The following is a 16,205-nucleotide window of genomic DNA, read 5'->3' as shown; positions in this document are numbered from 1 at the left end:
CTTCAGTGCGCGCCCCTTCTCCCCTTGCGGGAGATGGTGGCCTGCGGAGCAGGCCGGATGAGGGGTCGCGCCAACGCCACCCATCTGAACGCCCGAACCGAACGACTCCACAGGAGGCGATCGGCTCGTCCCAAGAGTGGGTGGCCGGTACGCATTCTCCGGTCGCCCCCTCATCCGTCGGGCTCCGCCCGACACCTTCTCCCGCGACGGGAAGGACGTCGTTCGGCGCTAAAGCGGCCCCTTGAAGACGAAGAACGCGCCGGCGGCGATCAGCACGAAGCCCACGGCGTGGTTCACAGTGATCTTCTCGCCAAGGTAGGCGACCGAGAAGACGGCGAAGACCGCCAGGGTGATCACCTCCTGCATGGCCTTCAGCTCGGCCGGCTCGTACGTCAGCCGGCCGATCCGGTTGGCCGGCACCGCCAGCCAGTATTCGAAGAAGGCGATGCCCCAGCTGACCAGGACGATGATCCACAGCGGCCGGTGCTCGACCTTCAGGTGGCCGTACCAGGCGAAGGTCATGAAGACGTTCGAGGCGACCAGCAGCAAGACGGGCAGGACGGCGGTCCAGATCGCGGGCATCGGCGGCTCCCAGCAGCTAACCAGCCGCTGTAGCCGCCGCCCCGGCCGCGCGCCAGATCATACGGCGGGCGGGTTCAGCCGGCGGAAGTCGCCCTCGCGCCAGTAGGGGTAGTACGGGAACGGCGGGGTCGTCGCGCTGGCGGTGTCCAGGCGGCCGACCTGTTCGTCCGTCAGGCTCCAGCCGACGGCCCCGAGGTTGTCGCGCACCTGAGCCTCGTTGCGCGCGCCGATGACCACGGTGGCGACGCTGGGGCGCCGCAGCAGCCAGTTCAGCGCCACCTGCGGCACGCTGCGCCCCGTCTCGGCGGCGAGCGCGTCCAGCACGTCGACCACCTCGTACAGCTTCTCGTCGTCCACCGGCGGACCCCACTGGGCCGTCTCGTGCAGGCGCGAATCTTCCGGGATCGGCTGGCCACGCCGGATCTTGCCGGTCAGGCGGCCCCAGCCCAGCGGGCTCCAGACGACCGCGCCCACACCCTCCTCCAGGGCCAGCGGCATCAGCTCCCACTCGTAGTCGCGCCCGACCAGCGAATAGTAGACCTGGTGGGCGACGGGCCGCGTCCAGCTGCGCCGGTCGGCCACGGCGGCCCACTTCATCAGCTGCCAGCCCGCGTAGCTCGACGCGCCCAGGTAGCGGACCTTGCCCGCCCGCACGAGGTCGTCCAGCGCCGCGGCCGTCTCTTCGATCGGCGTCGCGGCGTCGAAGGCGTGGATCTGCAACAGGTCGATATGGTCGGTTCCCAGCCGGCGAAGTTGCGCCTCGACGGCCGTGGTCAGGCGGTGGCGCGAGGCCCCGGCGTCGTGCGGTCCCTCGCCCGTCGGCAGGCCGGTCTTGGTCGAGATCAGCAGCTGGTCGCGCCGGCCACGGATCGCGGCGCCCAGCACCTCCTCCGACTGGCCGTCGGAATAGACGTCGGCGGTGTCGAACATGGTCACGCCCGCCTCCAGGCAGATGTCCACCAGCCGCCGCGCCTCGGCGGCGTCTGTCTGCCCCCAGGCGCTGAACAGCGGGCCTTTGCCGCCGAACGTGCCCGCGCCGAAGGTGAGCGCCGGGACCTTCAGCCCCGAGCGGCCGAGCGAACGGTATTCCATGGGTTCGATGCTCCTGAGATCAGGCCGAAGCCTGTGAAAGCGAAGGGGCGCGACGGGCGGCCAGCAGCATGGCGGTCGCCACCAGGAGGCCCGCGACATTGACGAGGGCGCCGGCCAGCGGCACGGCCGCGAGGCCCGGGCCGTGATCGATGACCACCCCGCCCAGCCAGGCGCCGATGGCGTTGCCGAGATTGAAGGCGGCGATGTTGAGGCTGGAGGCCAGCGCCTGCCCCGCGCCGCCCGCCTGCTCCAGCACCCGCAGCTGCAGCGGCGCCACGGTCGCGAAGGCGGCGGCGCCCAGGAGGCCGGTGAAGGCGACGGCGGCGATCTTGTCGTGCACCGCGAAGGTCATCAGCGCGAGCACGGCCATCAGCACCGCCAGCGTGCTCACCAGGGAGGCCCGCGGCCAGCGGTCGGCGAGCCGCCCGCCCGCCAGGTTGCCGACGACCAGGCCCGCGCCGAACACCAGCAGGATCGGCGAGACCGCCGCCTTCGAGAACCCGGCCAGCTCCACCAGGATCGGCTGGATGTAGCTGAACACCGCAAAGACGCTGCCGAAACCCAGCACGGTGGTCAGCAGCGCCAGCAGCACCTGCGGCCGGGCGAGCACCGCCAGTTCTTCCTTCAGGGGCGCCAGCGCTTCCCGCTCGCGCTGCCGCGGCACGGCGACCGCCAGCACCACCAGGGCGACGGCGCCAATGGCCGCGACGCTGAAGAACGTCGCCCGCCAGCCGAACTCCAGGCCAATCCAGGCGCCGAACGGCACGCCCGCCAGCGTGGCGACGGTCAGGCCGGTGAACATGATGGCGATGGCCGAGGCGCGCCGCTCCGGCGCCACCAGGCTGGCGGCTAGCACCGAGCCCACGCCGAAGAAGGTGCCGTGGGCCAGCGCCGTCACCACGCGCGCCGCCATCAGGGCTCCGTAGGTCGGCGCCATCGCGCAGGCGAGGTTGCCGAGGGTGAAGATGGCCATAAGCACCAGCAGCGCGGCTTTCCGCGGCAGCCGGCGGGTGGCGATGGTCAGAACCGGCGCGCCGGCGAAGACGCCCAGCGCATAGCCTGAGATCAGGAGGCCCGCTTGCGGGACCGTCACACCCAGGTCGGCGGAGACCTGCAGCAGCAGGCCCATGATCACGAACTCCGTCACGCCGATCCCGAAGGCGCCGACGGTCAAGGCGAGCAAGGCGAGTGGCATTGCGAACTCCAACAGCGAGGCTGTGGAGATGGCGCCTGTCCTAGCTCCGAATTAGGATGCCGACCGGAACAGCATTTGTGACTGGAAGTCCAAGATGGCGCGGGCTGACGCGAACCGTTTCGGCGAGATGGAAGTGTTCGTCCGCGCCGTCGAATATGGCGGGTTCTCCGCCGCCGCGCGGCATCTGCGCATGACGCCGTCTGCGGTCAGCAAGCTCGTCGCCCGCCTGGAGGCGCGCCTCGGCGCACGCCTCATCCACCGCTCGACGCGCAGGCTTCAACTGACCGCCGAGGGCGCGGCCTTCCACGAGCGCGCCTTGCGGATCCTGTCTGAACTGGAAGACGCCGAACGGTCCGTCGCCGCCGGCGCCGCGCCGCGTGGGCGGGTGACGGTGAATGCCAACGTCCCGTTCGGGCTGCACCACCTCCTGCCGCTTGTCCCGAACTTCCTCGAGCGTCATCCCGAGGTCGTGCTCGACGTCGTTCTCAACGACCAGGTCGTCGACCTGCTGGACGCCCGCGCCGACGTCGCGATCCGGGTCGGCCCGCTGCAGAACCCCAGTCTGACCGCCCGCAAGCTGGGCGAAAGCCGAATGGCGGTGGTCGCGGCGCCCAGCTACCTAGCGCGCGCCGGCACGCCCCGCACGCTCGAGGAGCTGGAGCGCCACAACCGCATTGGCTTCAACTTCGCCAGGACCTTCGAGGAATGGCCCTTCCGCACGCCGCGCGGCGAGGTCTGGCTGCCCGCCTGCGGCAACGCCAAGGCCGGCGACGGCGAGACGTCGCGCAGGCTGGCCCTGGAAGGCGTGGGCCTCGCCCGCCTCGCGCTCTTCCACATCGGTCCCGACATCGCCGCCGGGCGGCTGGTCCCGGTGCTCGAGGACCTGAACCCCGGCGACACCGAAGCCATCCACGCGGTCTACGTGGGCGGCCGTAGCCATCTGCCCGCCCGCGTCCGCGCCTTCATCGACTACCTGGCGGCCGAGGTCCGTCTCTAGGGCGTCGGCTCGCGCCTCTTGCGCTCAAGCCGCCGAACAGGCTTCTTCCGTGGCGGCGAAACGGGGGGTGCGCATGAAGGCGATCGGCAAGGTCCTGGCCCTGGGGTTGGCCCTGCTGCTGGCCGCCTGCGGCGGTGGCCAAGACGCTCAGGAACTGCGCATCTACAACTGGTCGGACTACATCGACCCCGCGCTCCTCGAGCAGTTCACCAAGGAGACCGGCATCCGGGTCACCTACGACACCTTCGATTCCAACGAGGTGCTTGAGACCAAGGTGCTGCAGGGCGGCACGGGCTACGACTTGGTGGTCCCGTCCAACCACAACCTGCCCCGCTACATCGCCGCCGGCGCGATCCAGCCGCTGGACAAGGCGAAGCTCCCGGGCCTCGCCAACCTCTCGCCCGACCTGATGGGCAAGCTCGCCGCCTTCGATCCGGGTGGCGCCTACGCGGTGCCATACATGCAGGGCACGATCGGCATCGGCTACAACACCGAAGTGGTCGCCAAGCGCCTGCCCGGCGTCGCCATCGACAGCTGGGCCGTGGTGTTCGATCCCGCCAACCTGGCGAAGCTCCAGGACTGCGGCGTCTATTTCCTGGACGCCTCGGAGGACATGTACGCCGTGGCCCTGAACTACCTCGGCAAGGACCCAAATTCGAAAGTCCCCGCCGACTCCGCCCAGGCCACCGACCTGCTGCTCCAGGCGCGCCCCTACGTGCGCAAGTTCCACTCGTCCGAGTACATCGAGGCCCTGGCGAACGGCGACGCCTGCATGGTGGTCGGCTACTCGGGCGACGTGCTCCAGGCCAAGGCGCGCGCCGAGGAAGCGAAGAACGGCGTAAAGCTGGCCTACGTCGTGCCGAAGGAGGGCAGCCAGATCTGGTTCGACGTCTTCACCATCCCGAAGGACGCGCCGAACCCCGAGGCGGCCCACCGCTTCCTGGCCTTCATGCTCAGGCCCGAGGTCATCGCCAAGGCGTCCGACTACACCCAGTACGCCAACGCCAATGCGGCGGCGACGCCGCTGGTGGACCCCGAGGTCCGCAACGACCCGAACGTCTATCCGACGCCGGAGCTCGCCCGACGGCTGTTCGTCACCACAACCAAGGACCAGGCCCTGCTGCGCGAGCTGAACCGCCAGTGGACGCGGGTGCTGACCGGCCGGTGAGCGGACCCGGCGCCATCGTCCGCTTCGAGGGCGTCACCAAGCGGTTCGGCGACCATGCCGCCGTCGCCGGCGTGACCCTCGACATCCGGGAGGGCGAGTTCTTCGCCCTCTTGGGCCCGTCCGGCTGCGGCAAGACCACCCTGATGCGGCTGCTGGCCGGGTTCGAGGCGCCGGACGCCGGGCGCATCCTGCTGGACGGCACCGACGTCGCCGCCCTGCCGCCGCACCGGCGGCCGGTCCACATGATGTTCCAAAGCTATGCGCTCTTCCCCCACCTGACGGTCGCGAAGAACGTGGCCTTCGGACTGAAGGGCCTGCCTAAGGCCGAAGCGGCGGCCCGCGTCGACGAGATGCTGGCCCTGGTGAAGCTCGACGGCCTCGGCGGCCGCAAGCCCCACCAGCTGTCGGGCGGCCAGCAGCAGCGGGTGGCGCTTGCCCGCGCGCTGGCGCCGCGTCCGCGCATCCTGCTCCTGGACGAGCCGCTGGCGGCGCTCGACCGCAAGCTGCGCGAGGAGACGCAAGCCGAGCTCGTTGCGCTGCAGCGCCGGCTCGGCCTGACCTTCCTGGTGGTCACCCACGACCAGGACGAGGCCCTCGCCATGGCCGACCGCCTGGCGGTCATGCAGGCCGGCGAGGTGGTCCAGGTGGGTTCGCCGGCCGAGGTCTACGAGCGCCCCGCCACCCGCGCCGTGGCGGAGTTCATCGGTGAGGTGAACGTCCTGCCCGCCGGCGACGGCTGGATCGCCGTACGGCCCGAGAAGGTGGAGATCCACACGGAGGCTGCGCCCGTGGGCGCCCTCGAGGGCCGCATCTCCGAAGCGTCCTACTTCGGCGACCGCACCCGCTACGTGGTCGAAACGCCCCAGGGCCGCATCCGGGCCAGCCGCGTCAACCTCGGCCAGCCGCCGCTGCCGTCCGGCGCCGCTGTCCGCCTGAGCTGGCCTGCGGACGCGGCCGTGGCCCTGCCCCGATGAGGCGCGACCGCTCCAGGCTCGCGGCCATCCTGCCCGGCCTTTGGCTGGCGGTGTTCTTCGCCTTGCCGTTCCTGCTGGTCGCCAAGCTCTCGCTGTCCGACACGGCGCTCGCCATGCCGCCCTATGCGCCCCAGCTGGACTGGAGCCCGCACGGTCTGCGCCGGTTCTTCGCGGGCCTGGACTTCGAGACCTACGGCCGCCTCGCGGCGGACCGGCTCTATCTCGACGCCTACGTCTCCAGCCTGCGGATCGCGGCGACAGCCACCGCGCTGCTGCTGCTCGTCGGCTATCCCATGGCCTACGGCATCGCCCGCTGCCCGCCGCGCCTGCGCAGCGCGCTCGTGATGGCCGTGATCCTGCCGTTCTGGACCAGCTTCCTGATCCGCATCTACGCCTGGATCGCCATCCTCAAGCCCGCGGGCCTGCTGAACGCCGCGCTGGGGGCCTTGGGCCTGCCGGCGGTGAACATCCTCAACACCGAGGCCGCCGTGATCCTGGGCCTGGTCTACGCCTACCTGCCCTTCATGGTGCTGCCGCTGTACGCCGTTCTGGAGCGACAGGACGTCCGCCTCGTGGAAGCCGCCCAGGACCTGGGAGCGTCCCCGGTCAGCGCCTTCTGGACGATCACCTTCCCGCTCTCCCTCCCCGGCGTGGCGGCCGGCGCGCTCCTCTGCTTCATCCCGATGGCCGGCGAGTTCGTCGTCCCCGACCTGCTGGGCGGCTCCGAGACCCTCATGCTGGGCCGGGTGATCTGGACCGAGTTCTTCGCCAACCGCGACTGGCCCGCGGCCTCGGCCGTCGCCATCGTCCTCATCGCCACCCTGCTCGTCCCGATCCTGCTGTTCGAGCGCCAGCCGTCGAAGGTGCTGCGATGAGGCGGCCCTCGGCGTTCAACATCACGGCCGTCGTGCTCGGCCTGGCGTTCCTCTACGTCCCGATCGCGATCCTGGTCCTCTACTCCTTCAACGACGGCCGGCTGGTCACCGTCTGGAGCGGCTTCTCGCTCCGCTGGTACCGGGCGCTGTTTCAGGACCGCCAGATGCTCGAGGCGATCTGGACCACGCTTCGGGTGGGCGCACTCTCGGCGACCTTCGCGACCTTCCTGGGCGCGTTCGCCGCCGTCGCCCTCGTGCGCGCCGGCCGGTTTCTCGGCCGCACCGGCTTCGCGGGCGCGATCTACGCCACCCTCGTCACCCCGGAGGTGATCCTGGGCCTGTCGCTGCTGTTGCTGTTCGTGGCCGTCGGCATCCCGCGCGGCTTCTGGACAGTCACCCTGGCGCACACGACGCTCACCCTCGCCTACGCCACGGTCGTCATCCAGGCCCGGCTGTCCAGCTTCGACCGCAGTCTCGAGGAAGCCGCCCAGGACCTCGGACGCCCGCCCTGGCAGGCGTTCCTGACGGTCACCCTGCCGAACATCGCGCCCGCCGTGGCCGCCGCCTGGATGCTGGCCTTCACGCTCTCGCTGGACGACCTGGTGATCGCCAGCTTCGCCTCAGGGCCGGGCGCCACCACCCTGCCGATGCGGCTCTACAGCCAGGTGCGCCTGGGCGTGAACCCCGAGGTCAACGCCGTCTCCACCCTGCTGATCGGCCTCGTCGCCGCCGCGGTCGTGGTCGCCTGGCTCGTCCAGCAGCGGCGCCGGACCTAGAGCGTGGGGACCTTGTCGAACCAGGGCCTGGCGCGCTCCAGTTGCCCCGCCAGGCGGAAAAGCCCCGCCTCGTCGCCCATGCGGCCGACGAACTGTATGCCGATCGGCAGCCCGCCGGCGCTCCAGGCCAGCGGCACGGTCATCGCCGGCTGGCCGGTGTTGTTGAAGGGCTGGGTGTTGGGCATGAAGCTGAACAGCCGCTCGGTGATCTCGCGGGTTTCCTCGAAGATCCAGCCGATCGGGATCGGCGGGCGGCCCAGCGTGGAGAGCAGCAGCACGTCATAGGTCTCGAACAGGCTCGCCATGTCCCGCCCGAAGGCATGCAGGGTCGCCAGCGCGCGCACGTAATCGGCGCCGCCCACGCCCTTGCCCCGCCGGTAGGTGGCCATCGTCAGGCCCTCGACCTCGCCGGGCTCCACCGGCCGCCCCCGCCGATCCGCCTCGGCGTCCAGGGTGGCCGCGACGCTGGCGGCGATCACCAGGCCGGCCGCCGCCTGCATCGCCGGGAAGTCGCCGGGTACGGTCACCTCCTCCACGTGGTGGCCCAGTCCTTCGCAAAGCCCGGCCGCGTCGCGCACCGCCTCGGCGCACTCGGGATCCAGGCCGTTGGACTGCAGCGCCGCGGTCGTGAAGCCGATGCGCAAGGCGCCAGGCTCCCGCCCGACCTCCTCCAGGAACGGCCGCTCGGGCCTGGGCAGGAAGTACGGATCGCCCGGCTGCGGCGCGCAGACGGCGTCCAGCAAGGCGGCGCTGTCCCGCACCGAGCGCGTGACGGCGTGCTGTATCGAGGCGCCGGCCCAGCCCTCGCCCGCCGGCGCGAAGCTGACCCGCCCCCGCGACGGCTTCATGCCGAACAGGCCGCAGCAGGCCGCCGGCGTCCGGATCGACCCGCCCCCGTCGCTCGCGTGGGCCGCGGGCGCGATCCCCGCCGCGACCGCCGCCGCCGCGCCGCCGGACGAGCCGCCCGGCGTTCGGGAGAGGTCCCACGGATTGCGGCAGACGCCCAGGTGCTTCGGCTCCGTCACCGGCCACAGGCCGAACTCGGGCGTATTGGTCTTGCCGAAGATGTTCAGCCCGGCGGCCTTGTAGAGCCGCACGATCGCGCTGTCGGCCGGCGCGACGGCGTCGGCGAACAGCCGCGAGCCCGATGAGGTCACCGTGCCCGCCAGCTGCGCGCCTAGGTCCTTCAGCAGGAACGGCGCGCCCGCGAACGGCCCGTCGGCCGGAACGCTCGTCGTCGCCGCGTCGGAGAGATCGGTGGTGACGGCGTTGATCTTCGGATCCACCTCCGCCTTGCGCGCCACGGCGACCTCGAGCAGCTCCGCGGCCGAGACCTCCCGCCGCCGCACCAGCTCGGCCAGCCCTAGCGCATCGTGGCTCCGGTATTCGTCGAACCGCATGGCGTCTCCCCGTGTCTCGTCGGAAGCAGCCAAGCACAAGGAGGCGACGGGACCAAGGATGGTGCCGGATGCAGGGCTCGAACCCGCGACCTTCGGTTTACAAAACCGCTGCTCTACCAGCTGAGCTAATCCGGCCCGTCAGGGGCGTGGCCGGTTTATTGGCGCAGAGCCGGCCGGACGCAAGGCTACATCGCGGCGATGAAGATCAGCAGCACCAGCAGCGGTCCGCCTAGCAGCAGCGCCCCCACCTTGATGGCGAACAGCTGCTCGGGGCTGGAGTCCGCCCAGATGCGGTACTGGCGCGCCCATTCGCGCCGCAGCGCCTTCGGGTCGGTTTCGTCGACGGGCTCGGCGTCGCCGAATTCGGGTGGCACGCGGTCGAGGCGGACGGCGAGTGCGTGGAGGCGAAGGACGGCGGCGTCGAGGAGCGACGGCTTCGCGGCAAGCGGCGCATCGGAGCCGGCGGTGACGGCTTTGCGGAACACGGCGAAACCCCTGGCGCATTGACCCGCCACTCGAACGGCCTTTGCCGCGCCCGGTTCCGGCGATAAGGCCTGCGGCGATGCGCATCTTCATCGACGCCGACGCCTGCCCCGTGAAGGACGAGACCTACAAGGTCGCCGCCCGCTACGGCTTGAAGACGTTCGTGGTGTCGAACAGCTGGATCCGCATCCCGCAGACGCCCGCCATCGAGCAGGTGGTGGTCGACGCAGGGCCCGACGTCGCCGACGACTGGATCGCCGAGCGGGTGGAGCCCGGCGACATCGTGGTCACCAACGACATCCCCCTGGCCGACCGGGTGCTGAAGGCCGGCGCGGCGGCGATCGCGCCGAACGGCCGCGCGTTCACAGCCGACTCCATCGGCCAGGCGCTGGCCCAGCGCTCGATCATGGAGCACATCCGCTCCACTGGAGAGATCACCGGCGGGCCCAAGCCGTTCGCCGGAGCGGACCGCTCGCGGTTCCTGCAGGCGCTGGACGAGGCGGTGAACCGCGAGCGCCGCAAGCGCCGTCCTTGATCTTGGCGCCGGCCACGCTAGCTTCTCGCCGCCTTCACAGGGAGACCTTCATGCGCCGCATCCTCGCCACCGCCCTCGTCGCCACCAGCCTGGCCGCCTGCGGTCAGCAGCAGACGGGCGGGACGGCCGAGACCGGCCAGCAGGCCTCCAGCGCGCCCGCCGCGCCCGAGATGTCCGACGCCGAGAAGCAGGCGCTGCTGGCGTCGTACCCTGCGCCTTACAACACCGCCGACCTGGCCAACGGCGAGGCCAAGTTCGGGCTCTGCCGGTCGTGCCACACGATCACGCCGGGCGGCGCCAACATGACCGGTCCGAACCTGCACGGCGTGTTCGGTCGCAAGGCGGCGCAGGTGGCGAACTACAAGTACTCGGACGCGCTCAAGAACTCCGGCATCGTCTGGGACGCGAGCCACCTCGACGAGTGGCTGGCCAAGCCGATGACCTATCTGCCCGGCACCAAGATGTCGTTCGCCGGCCTGAAGGACGCCAAGGACCGGACCGACCTGATCGCCTTCCTGATGGTGGAGACGGGTCACAAGCCTCAGTAGTGGCGCCAGCGCATCAAGACAACCTTGACGCGCATCGGCCGGCAGAGCATGGTGGCGCTCGTCGAACATGCATCTGTCGACAAACACCCTTCGGCCGGCCCGCTCGCGGGCCGGTAAGCCCGGCCGATCTTCCCCCTAGCCGGCCAGGGCGACCCCCCTTCGGCCTCCCGGCAGCGGGAGGCCGCCTTGTTATTCGGCGGCGTTCGCCACCCGGGCGCGCTCGGCCTCCTCGAACTCCTCGATCCGCCGGGCCGTGGCCATGGGCGACTTCGTGAAGCGGGCGAGCATGTTGTAGAAGACCGGCACGATGAACAGCGTGACCAGGGTGGCGAAGATCGCCCCAAAGAAGATGGTCACCCCGATGGTCTTGCGGCTCTCGCCGCCCATGCCGCCCCAGACGATCAGCGGGATGGCGCCGGCCGCCGCCGAGATCGAGGTCATGATGATCGGCCGCAGGCGCAGCGAGGCGCTCTCGATTACGGCCTCACGCACCGATAGCCCCTCGTCGCGCAACTGGTTGGCGAATTCGACGATGAGGATGCCGTTCTTGGCGGCGATGCCGACCAGGATGATCAGGCCGATCTGGCTGTAGGTGTTGATCGAGGAGTCGGCGACCAAGAGGCCGAACAGACCGCCCAGGGTCGCCACCGGCACCGTCAGCATGATAACGGCCGGGTGGATCCAGCTCTCGAACTGCGCCGCGAGCACCAGGAAGACCAGCAGCAGCGCCAGGCCGAAGGCCACACCGACGGCGCTGGACGACTCCAGGTAGTCGCGCGCCCCGCCGCCCCAGCGGACCGAGCCGCCGGCGCCCTGCTTCTCGGCCTCAGCCCGCAGGAAGTCGATCGCCTCGCCCATCGAGTAGCCGGGGTTGAGTTGCGCCGTCAGCGTGATCGCCCGCAGGCGGTCGACGCGGGCGCGGTCGGGGGTGTCGCCGCGGACGCGGGTGGTCACCAGGGACGACAGCGGCACGGTCTCGCCGGAACTGGCGCGGACGTACAGCTTGGCGAGATCCTGCTCGGTCTGACGGTTGGAGCGGTCGGTCTGCAGGAGTACGACGTCCTCCTGGCCGTTCTTGATGTAGGTCGTCACCCGTCGGTTGCCGAACATGGTCTCGAGCGCGCGGCCCACCGCCTGGGCCGACACGCCCAACGCCGCGGCCTTGTCACGGTCGATGTCGACGACGACGCGCGGGCTGGTCGGCTCATAGTCGAGACGCGGCCGGGCCAGGCCGGCGTTCTGCTCGGCCGCCGCCAGGATCGGCTGCATCCGCCGGGCGATCTCAGGATAGTCGTTGCCGGTCAGGATCAGCTGCACGTTCGAGCCGCCGCCGCCGCCGGGGCCGCCCCGCTGGAGGCCGCCCTCGGCCGAGACGATCGCCCGGACCGAGGTGATCGACGAAAGCTGGCGGTTCAGCTGGGCGGAGAACTCCTGGGCCGTGATGTCGGCCTTTTCCGAGAGCATGGTGTTGCCACCGGCGCTGTTGAAGCTGCTGGCGCCGCCGAAGCGCGGCATGGCCATGACGTACCGGTCGAGGGTGCCGTCGGCGACATAGCCCTGGAGAATCCGCTCGACTTGCTGGGCGGCCGTGCGCGTGTAGTCGAAGCCGGCCCCTTCGGGGCCGACGATCATCACCTGCGCTCGGCGACGGTCCTCTTCCGGTGTGAGCTCCTTCGGCAGGCTGGTGAAGATCACCGCAGCGAGGCCGGCGAGCACCAGCACGAGCGCCGAGGCGCTGATGCTGACCGAGCGCTTGCCCAGCATGGCGTCCAGCGACGCGTGGTAGGAGTTCTTCAGGCGGTCCATCGCCGCGTCGATGACGCGGGCCAGGCGCCCCTCGCCCTTCGCGGGGCGCAGCAGCTTCGAGGCCAGCATCGGCGAGAGCGAGAGCGCCATCAGCGCCGAGAAGGCGACGGCGGCGGCGACCGCGACGGCCAGTTCGACGAACAGCCGGCCGGTGAAGCCTGGCATGAACATCAGCGGCGCGAAGACCGAGATCAGCACGATGGTGGTCGCCACCACGGCGAAGAACACCTGCCGGGCGCCGCGTTCGGCGGCGACGATCGGCGGCTCGCCTTCGTCGATGCGCCGCTGGATGTTCTCGACCACGACGATGGCGTCATCGACGACGAGGCCGATGGCCAGCACCAGGGCCAGCAGGGTCAGCAGGTTGATCGAGAAGCCCAGAGGGGCCATCACGATGAAGGTCGACAGGATGCAGATCGGCGCGACGATCGAGGGGATCAGCGCCGCCCGCCAGGTGCCCAGGAACAGGAAGTTCACCAGGGCCACGCAGCCGAGCGCGATGCCCATGGTGATCCACACCTCCTCGATCGCGTGGCGCGTGAACTCGGTGTAGTCGACGGCCACCTGCAGATCGGTGCCCTTGGGCAGGCCGCTCTTGATCTCCTGGATCGTCTCGCGAACGCCGTCGGAGATCTCCAGGTCGTTGGCGAGGCTCTGCCGGAAGATGGCGATGCCGACCTGCTCCTGCCCGTTCGAACGGAAGCTGCGACGGTGCTCGTCCGGCCCCTCCTCCACGCGGGCGATGTCGCCCAGGCGAGTGATGTAGGCCTGGCCCGCGGCTGTGGCCTGAATGTCGCGCGTCGCGCCCTGCGCGGCCCCGGCGCCGGCGGCGGCGCCGCCCAGAGCGGCCGAAGCCTGGGTGCTGGCCGCCGTACGCGACGGCACGATCGGCATGCGCGCGAACTGTTCGGGCGTGGCGTAGCCGCGGGCCACGCGGATGGTGAAGTCCTTGGCGGGGGCCTCCAGCGAACCGGCGGGCAGTTCCAGGTTCTGGGCAGTGAGGGCGCTTTCAACGTCTTCGACGGTCACGCCGCGCGCCGCCATGGCGTCCGGGTCGAGCCAGACCCGCATCGAGTAGTTCTGGGCGCCACCGACGCCGACGTTGGCCACACCAGGCACCGTCGAGAACCGTTCGACGAGGTAGCGCTGGGCGTAGTCGGTAAGCTGCAGCCGGTTCAGCGTCGTCGACGTGAAGCTCAGGAACATGATCGGCGAGGCGTCGGCGTTCGCCTTCTGGATCTGCGGCGGGTCGGCCTGCTCCGGCAGCATGGCCGAGACGCGGCTGACCGCGTCGCGCACGTCATTGGCGGCGTCGTCCAGGTCCCGGTCGAGCGTGAACGAGATGTTGATCCGCGAGGAGCCGTCACGGGACGCCGAATTGATCCGGTCGATGCCTTCGATGCCGGCGATCTGCCGCTCGATGACCTCGGTGATCCGCTCTTCGATGACCTCGGCGGAGGCGCCGCGGTAGGTGGTGCCGACCGACACCACCGGCGGGTCGACGCTGGGCAGTTCGCGGACGGTGAGCGCGCTGAAGGCGGCGAAGCCCACGACGCAGAGGATGATCGCCGCGACCGCGGCGAAGACCGGCCGCCGGACGGAGATGTCGGAGAGCATCATGCCGGCCTCTTTCCGGCTGGGGCCTGCCCGCGGCCTGCGGCCGGCGGCGCACCGGCGCCTGCGACGCGGACCGGCTGGCCGGGCTGAATCTTGTTGAGGCCGTCGGCGACGATCCGCTCGCCCGGACGGACGCCGTCACGGATCTCAACCATGCCCTGCTGGCGCACGCCGGTCAGGATGGGGCGCTGCTCGGCGACAGTGCGCTCGCCCATGGTGCGGATGACGTAGACGAAGGCGTTGTCGCCTTGGACGGACACCGCCGACTCCGGCGCGCTCAGGCTCTGGCGGTCGCCGCGCGAGATGCCGACGCGAACCAGCATGCCCGGCTTCAGCCGGCGGCCGGGATTGGGAAACTCGGCGCGCGCGGTGATCGCCCGGGTGCGCTCGTCGATCCGGGTGTCGAGCTTGGCGATGCGGCCGGTGATCGTCTCGCCCGGGAAGGCGTCGACCGTGGCGAGCAGGGCCTGACCCTCGCGCAGCTGGGCGAGGTAACGCTCCGGCACCTGGAAGTCGACTCGGATGGCCGAGATGTCGTCGAGGGTGACGATCGGCGCGCCGGGGTTCACGAGAGCGCCGGGGGCCACGTCGGACAGGCCCACGACGCCGGCGAACGGCGCGCGGATCACCCGGTCCGCCTCGCGAGCGCGCGCGGCGGCGACGTCGGCCTGGGCCGTCCGGTAGGCGGCCTCCATCTCGTCGACCTGGGCCTTGGACGCCCAGCCCTGCTGGCCGAGCGTCCGGTAGCGTTCATAGCTGCGCTGGGCCTGGACCAGGCGCGCCTGCGCCTGGGCGATGCCAGCATCCTGTTCCGTGGCGCGGAGTTCGACCAGGACAGCGCCGCGGGACACCTGCTGACCGTCGGTGAAGCGCACCCGTTCGACGAGCTGGGTGGCGGCCGCGGTGAGCGTCACCGACTGGCGGCCCTTGGCCACGCCCAGCACCTCGATGGTGTCGGCGAAGACCCGCGGCTGGACCGTGGCGACGGAGACCTGGGTCGGACCGCCGAAAGCGCCGCCCCGCCGGCCGGGACCGCCCGCCCCGCCGGGCCCGCCGGCCTTGCCCGCCGGAGCGCCCGCAGCGCCGGGAGGACCGCCCTCGCCGCCGCCCGCCTTCAGGGCGAAGACCTTCATGCCGCCCACGACGACCATAACCGCCAGCACGACGACTGCCGCAACGAGGAAGAAATGGCGTCGGATCAAGATCTGGATACTCCATCGCCCGGCGCGACGGGCGAACATAGAACGGGGAGGTAGCGCTATTAGAGCGCCTCTTACACGCGATCCAGTGACAGCAGGATGGCTTCGCGTTTCGTAGCTGAAACTTACGCCATTAAAATCACGTCATAATCCGCGGCCAAGGCGGACGCGCGTGCGCTACTCCCCCGCTCGGCAGCGCGGGCGCGAAGGCGGCGCTGGCGGTGAGCCGCTCGCAGATCGGCAGGGGGTGCATGCGTCCGCGACCTCCCTGCGAAGCGAGGGAGGGTGGAAGGCGTCGGACGGCCCTTCGTCGTGTCTGTGGCGGGGTTCTGAGAGACCCCCCTCATCCGGCCTGCTGCGCAGGCCACCTTCTCCCGCAAGGGGAGAAGGACCGATCAGGCGCTGTCGTGGATGGCGGGGGTTGGCGCCGGGCTCCTGCGGACGGTTTCGTCGGGAGCGATCTCGATGCCCAGGCGCGTCAGCACGCGGCCGACCTGGTCGGCGATGTCGTCGGTCTCCCGCCAGACCAGGGCCTCGACGGCGGTCTTCAAGCGGTCCTTGCGGAAGCGGACCTGTTCGCGGTCGCGTTTCGCCTCGGCGACGGCGTCCTCACGCTCGGCCCGTTCGGCGTCGCGGACGAGCTTGGCTTCGAGGGCGAGCGTCTGGCGGAAGGAACCGGACACCCGCTGGAAGACCAGCGCCTGCTGGGCGCGGGCCTCGGGCGTTTTGCCGGCTTCGGCGTCCTGCCGGGCGTCGCGGGCGTAAGCCTCAGGCGTCGTAGCCGGGGAGTTCGCGGTCGAGGCGGCGCAGGCAGCCGGGCCAGGCGAGGCTGCCGCCAATGCCGCGGGAGGTCTGCATCTTCACCTCCTCGCGTGCGGCCTCCGGGGCCATCAGCACGTTCTCGCGCCCGGCCGACAGCGCCATCACCTGCTGCTTGCAGGCGCGTTCGAGGAAGAAC

The 16,205-nt window shown here is 70.7% G+C and carries 15 protein-coding genes, 1 tRNA gene and 1 pseudogene; 7 read left to right on the top strand and 10 right to left on the bottom strand.

All coding sequences use genetic code 11. From position 1 onward, the window contains the following. Window positions 1-228: 228 nt before the first annotated feature. Genes RIF93_RS11540 through RIF93_RS11530 form a run of 3 tightly spaced genes read right to left on the bottom strand, consistent with a single transcriptional unit; the run spans window position 229 to window position 2,869 of the window. Complete coding sequence (locus RIF93_RS11540) at window positions 229-582, bottom strand: DMT family protein (protein WP_309091452.1); 354 nt, start codon at window positions 580-582, stop codon at window positions 229-231. 57 nt (window positions 583-639) lie between these two features. Next, complete coding sequence (locus RIF93_RS11535) at window positions 640-1,674, bottom strand: aldo/keto reductase (RefSeq protein WP_309091451.1); 1,035 nt, start codon at window positions 1,672-1,674, stop codon at window positions 640-642. Window positions 1,675-1,693: 19 nt separating this feature from the next. Continuing rightward, window positions 1,694-2,869: an MFS transporter gene (locus RIF93_RS11530; RefSeq protein WP_309091449.1), complete on the bottom strand. Its 1,176-nt coding sequence runs from the start codon at window positions 2,867-2,869 to the stop codon at window positions 1,694-1,696. Window positions 2,870-2,963: 94 nt separating this feature from the next. On the opposite strand from RIF93_RS11530, the gene RIF93_RS11525 reads away from it, so the two are divergent. Genes RIF93_RS11525 through RIF93_RS11505 form a run of 5 tightly spaced genes read left to right on the top strand, consistent with a single transcriptional unit; the run spans window position 2,964 to window position 7,659 of the window. Beyond that, window positions 2,964-3,866: a LysR family transcriptional regulator gene (locus RIF93_RS11525; RefSeq protein WP_309091447.1), complete on the top strand. Its 903-nt coding sequence runs from the start codon at window positions 2,964-2,966 to the stop codon at window positions 3,864-3,866. A 49-nt stretch (window positions 3,867-3,915) separates the two neighbouring features. Next, window positions 3,916-5,034: a polyamine ABC transporter substrate-binding protein gene (locus tag RIF93_RS11520; RefSeq protein ID WP_309091445.1), complete on the top strand. Its 1,119-nt coding sequence runs from the start codon at window positions 3,916-3,918 to the stop codon at window positions 5,032-5,034. Continuing rightward, entirely contained in the window at window positions 5,031-6,008 is a 978-nt protein-coding gene (locus tag RIF93_RS11515; protein ID WP_309091443.1) for an ABC transporter ATP-binding protein, read from the top strand. The genes RIF93_RS11520 and RIF93_RS11515 overlap by 4 nt, the downstream gene beginning before the upstream one ends. Continuing rightward, complete coding sequence (locus RIF93_RS11510) at window positions 6,005-6,883, top strand: ABC transporter permease subunit (protein ID WP_309091441.1); 879 nt, start codon at window positions 6,005-6,007, stop codon at window positions 6,881-6,883. The genes RIF93_RS11515 and RIF93_RS11510 overlap by 4 nt, the downstream gene beginning before the upstream one ends. Beyond that, window positions 6,880-7,659, top strand: coding sequence for an ABC transporter permease (locus RIF93_RS11505; RefSeq protein ID WP_309091440.1), 780 nt, complete (start codon window positions 6,880-6,882; stop codon window positions 7,657-7,659). Before RIF93_RS11510 ends, RIF93_RS11505 begins: the two co-directional genes overlap by 4 nt. Here the strand turns inward: RIF93_RS11505 and RIF93_RS11500 are convergent. The 3 genes from RIF93_RS11500 to RIF93_RS11490 form a co-directional block, all read right to left on the bottom strand. After that, the gene (locus RIF93_RS11500) at window positions 7,656-9,059 is read right to left on the bottom strand and encodes an amidase (RefSeq protein WP_309091438.1); all 1,404 of its coding nucleotides are present in this window, start codon (window positions 9,057-9,059) and stop codon (window positions 7,656-7,658) included. The genes RIF93_RS11505 and RIF93_RS11500 overlap by 4 nt on opposite strands. Window positions 9,060-9,118: 59 nt before the next feature. Continuing rightward, window positions 9,119-9,194, bottom strand: a tRNA-Thr gene (locus RIF93_RS11495). A gap of 50 nt (window positions 9,195-9,244) precedes the next feature. After that, on the bottom strand, window positions 9,245-9,544 hold the full coding sequence (locus RIF93_RS11490; RefSeq protein WP_309091436.1) for a hypothetical protein: 300 nt from the start codon (window positions 9,542-9,544) through the stop codon (window positions 9,245-9,247). A gap of 77 nt (window positions 9,545-9,621) precedes the next feature. Between RIF93_RS11490 and RIF93_RS11485 the strand changes: the two genes are divergently transcribed. Both RIF93_RS11485 and RIF93_RS11480 read left to right on the top strand, forming a co-directional pair. Then, window positions 9,622-10,077: a YaiI/YqxD family protein gene (locus RIF93_RS11485; RefSeq protein ID WP_309091434.1), complete on the top strand. Its 456-nt coding sequence runs from the start codon at window positions 9,622-9,624 to the stop codon at window positions 10,075-10,077. 50 nt (window positions 10,078-10,127) lie between these two features. Further along, entirely contained in the window at window positions 10,128-10,625 is a 498-nt protein-coding gene (locus tag RIF93_RS11480) for a cytochrome c family protein (protein ID WP_309091433.1), read from the top strand. Between the two features lie 189 nt (window positions 10,626-10,814). On the opposite strand, the gene RIF93_RS11475 is transcribed toward RIF93_RS11480, so the two are convergent. The 4 genes and pseudogenes from RIF93_RS11475 to RIF93_RS11460 form a co-directional block, all read right to left on the bottom strand. Continuing rightward, window positions 10,815-14,048, bottom strand: a complete 3,234-nt coding sequence (locus RIF93_RS11475; RefSeq protein ID WP_309091454.1) for an efflux RND transporter permease subunit — start codon at window positions 14,046-14,048, stop codon at window positions 10,815-10,817. Continuing rightward, on the bottom strand, window positions 14,048-15,250 hold the full coding sequence (locus RIF93_RS11470) for an efflux RND transporter periplasmic adaptor subunit (RefSeq protein WP_309091431.1): 1,203 nt from the start codon (window positions 15,248-15,250) through the stop codon (window positions 14,048-14,050). The genes RIF93_RS11475 and RIF93_RS11470 overlap by 1 nt, the downstream gene beginning before the upstream one ends. A gap of 392 nt (window positions 15,251-15,642) precedes the next feature. Continuing rightward, window positions 15,643-15,930 (bottom strand): hypothetical protein, encoded by a 288-nt coding sequence (locus RIF93_RS11465; RefSeq protein WP_309091430.1) that lies wholly within the window; start codon window positions 15,928-15,930, stop codon window positions 15,643-15,645. Between the two features lie 85 nt (window positions 15,931-16,015). Continuing rightward, window positions 16,016-16,205 (bottom strand): annotated as a pseudogene (locus tag RIF93_RS11460) (class II aldolase); the annotation flags it as partial.

Source organism: Phenylobacterium sp. (genome assembly GCF_031181185.1).
Lineage (GTDB): Bacteria > Pseudomonadota > Alphaproteobacteria > Caulobacterales > Caulobacteraceae > Phenylobacterium.
This window is presented reverse-complemented; position numbering and strand designations above follow the sequence as displayed.

Coding starts and splice junctions, on each gene's coding strand:
- RIF93_RS11540 (WP_309091452.1), bottom strand. CDS start 582: ATGCCCGCGATCTGGACCGCCGTCCTGCCCGTCTTGCTGCTGGTCGCC.
- RIF93_RS11535 (WP_309091451.1), bottom strand. CDS start 1,674: ATGGAATACCGTTCGCTCGGCCGCTCGGGGCTGAAGGTCCCGGCGCTC.
- RIF93_RS11530 (WP_309091449.1), bottom strand. CDS start 2,869: ATGCCACTCGCCTTGCTCGCCTTGACCGTCGGCGCCTTCGGGATCGGC.
- RIF93_RS11525 (WP_309091447.1), top strand. CDS start 2,964: ATGGCGCGGGCTGACGCGAACCGTTTCGGCGAGATGGAAGTGTTCGTC.
- RIF93_RS11510 (WP_309091441.1), top strand. CDS start 6,005: ATGAGGCGCGACCGCTCCAGGCTCGCGGCCATCCTGCCCGGCCTTTGG.
- RIF93_RS11505 (WP_309091440.1), top strand. CDS start 6,880: ATGAGGCGGCCCTCGGCGTTCAACATCACGGCCGTCGTGCTCGGCCTG.
- RIF93_RS11500 (WP_309091438.1), bottom strand. CDS start 9,059: ATGCGGTTCGACGAATACCGGAGCCACGATGCGCTAGGGCTGGCCGAG.
- RIF93_RS11485 (WP_309091434.1), top strand. CDS start 9,622: ATGCGCATCTTCATCGACGCCGACGCCTGCCCCGTGAAGGACGAGACC.
- RIF93_RS11480 (WP_309091433.1), top strand. CDS start 10,128: ATGCGCCGCATCCTCGCCACCGCCCTCGTCGCCACCAGCCTGGCCGCC.
- RIF93_RS11475 (WP_309091454.1), bottom strand. CDS start 14,048: ATGCTCTCCGACATCTCCGTCCGGCGGCCGGTCTTCGCCGCGGTCGCG.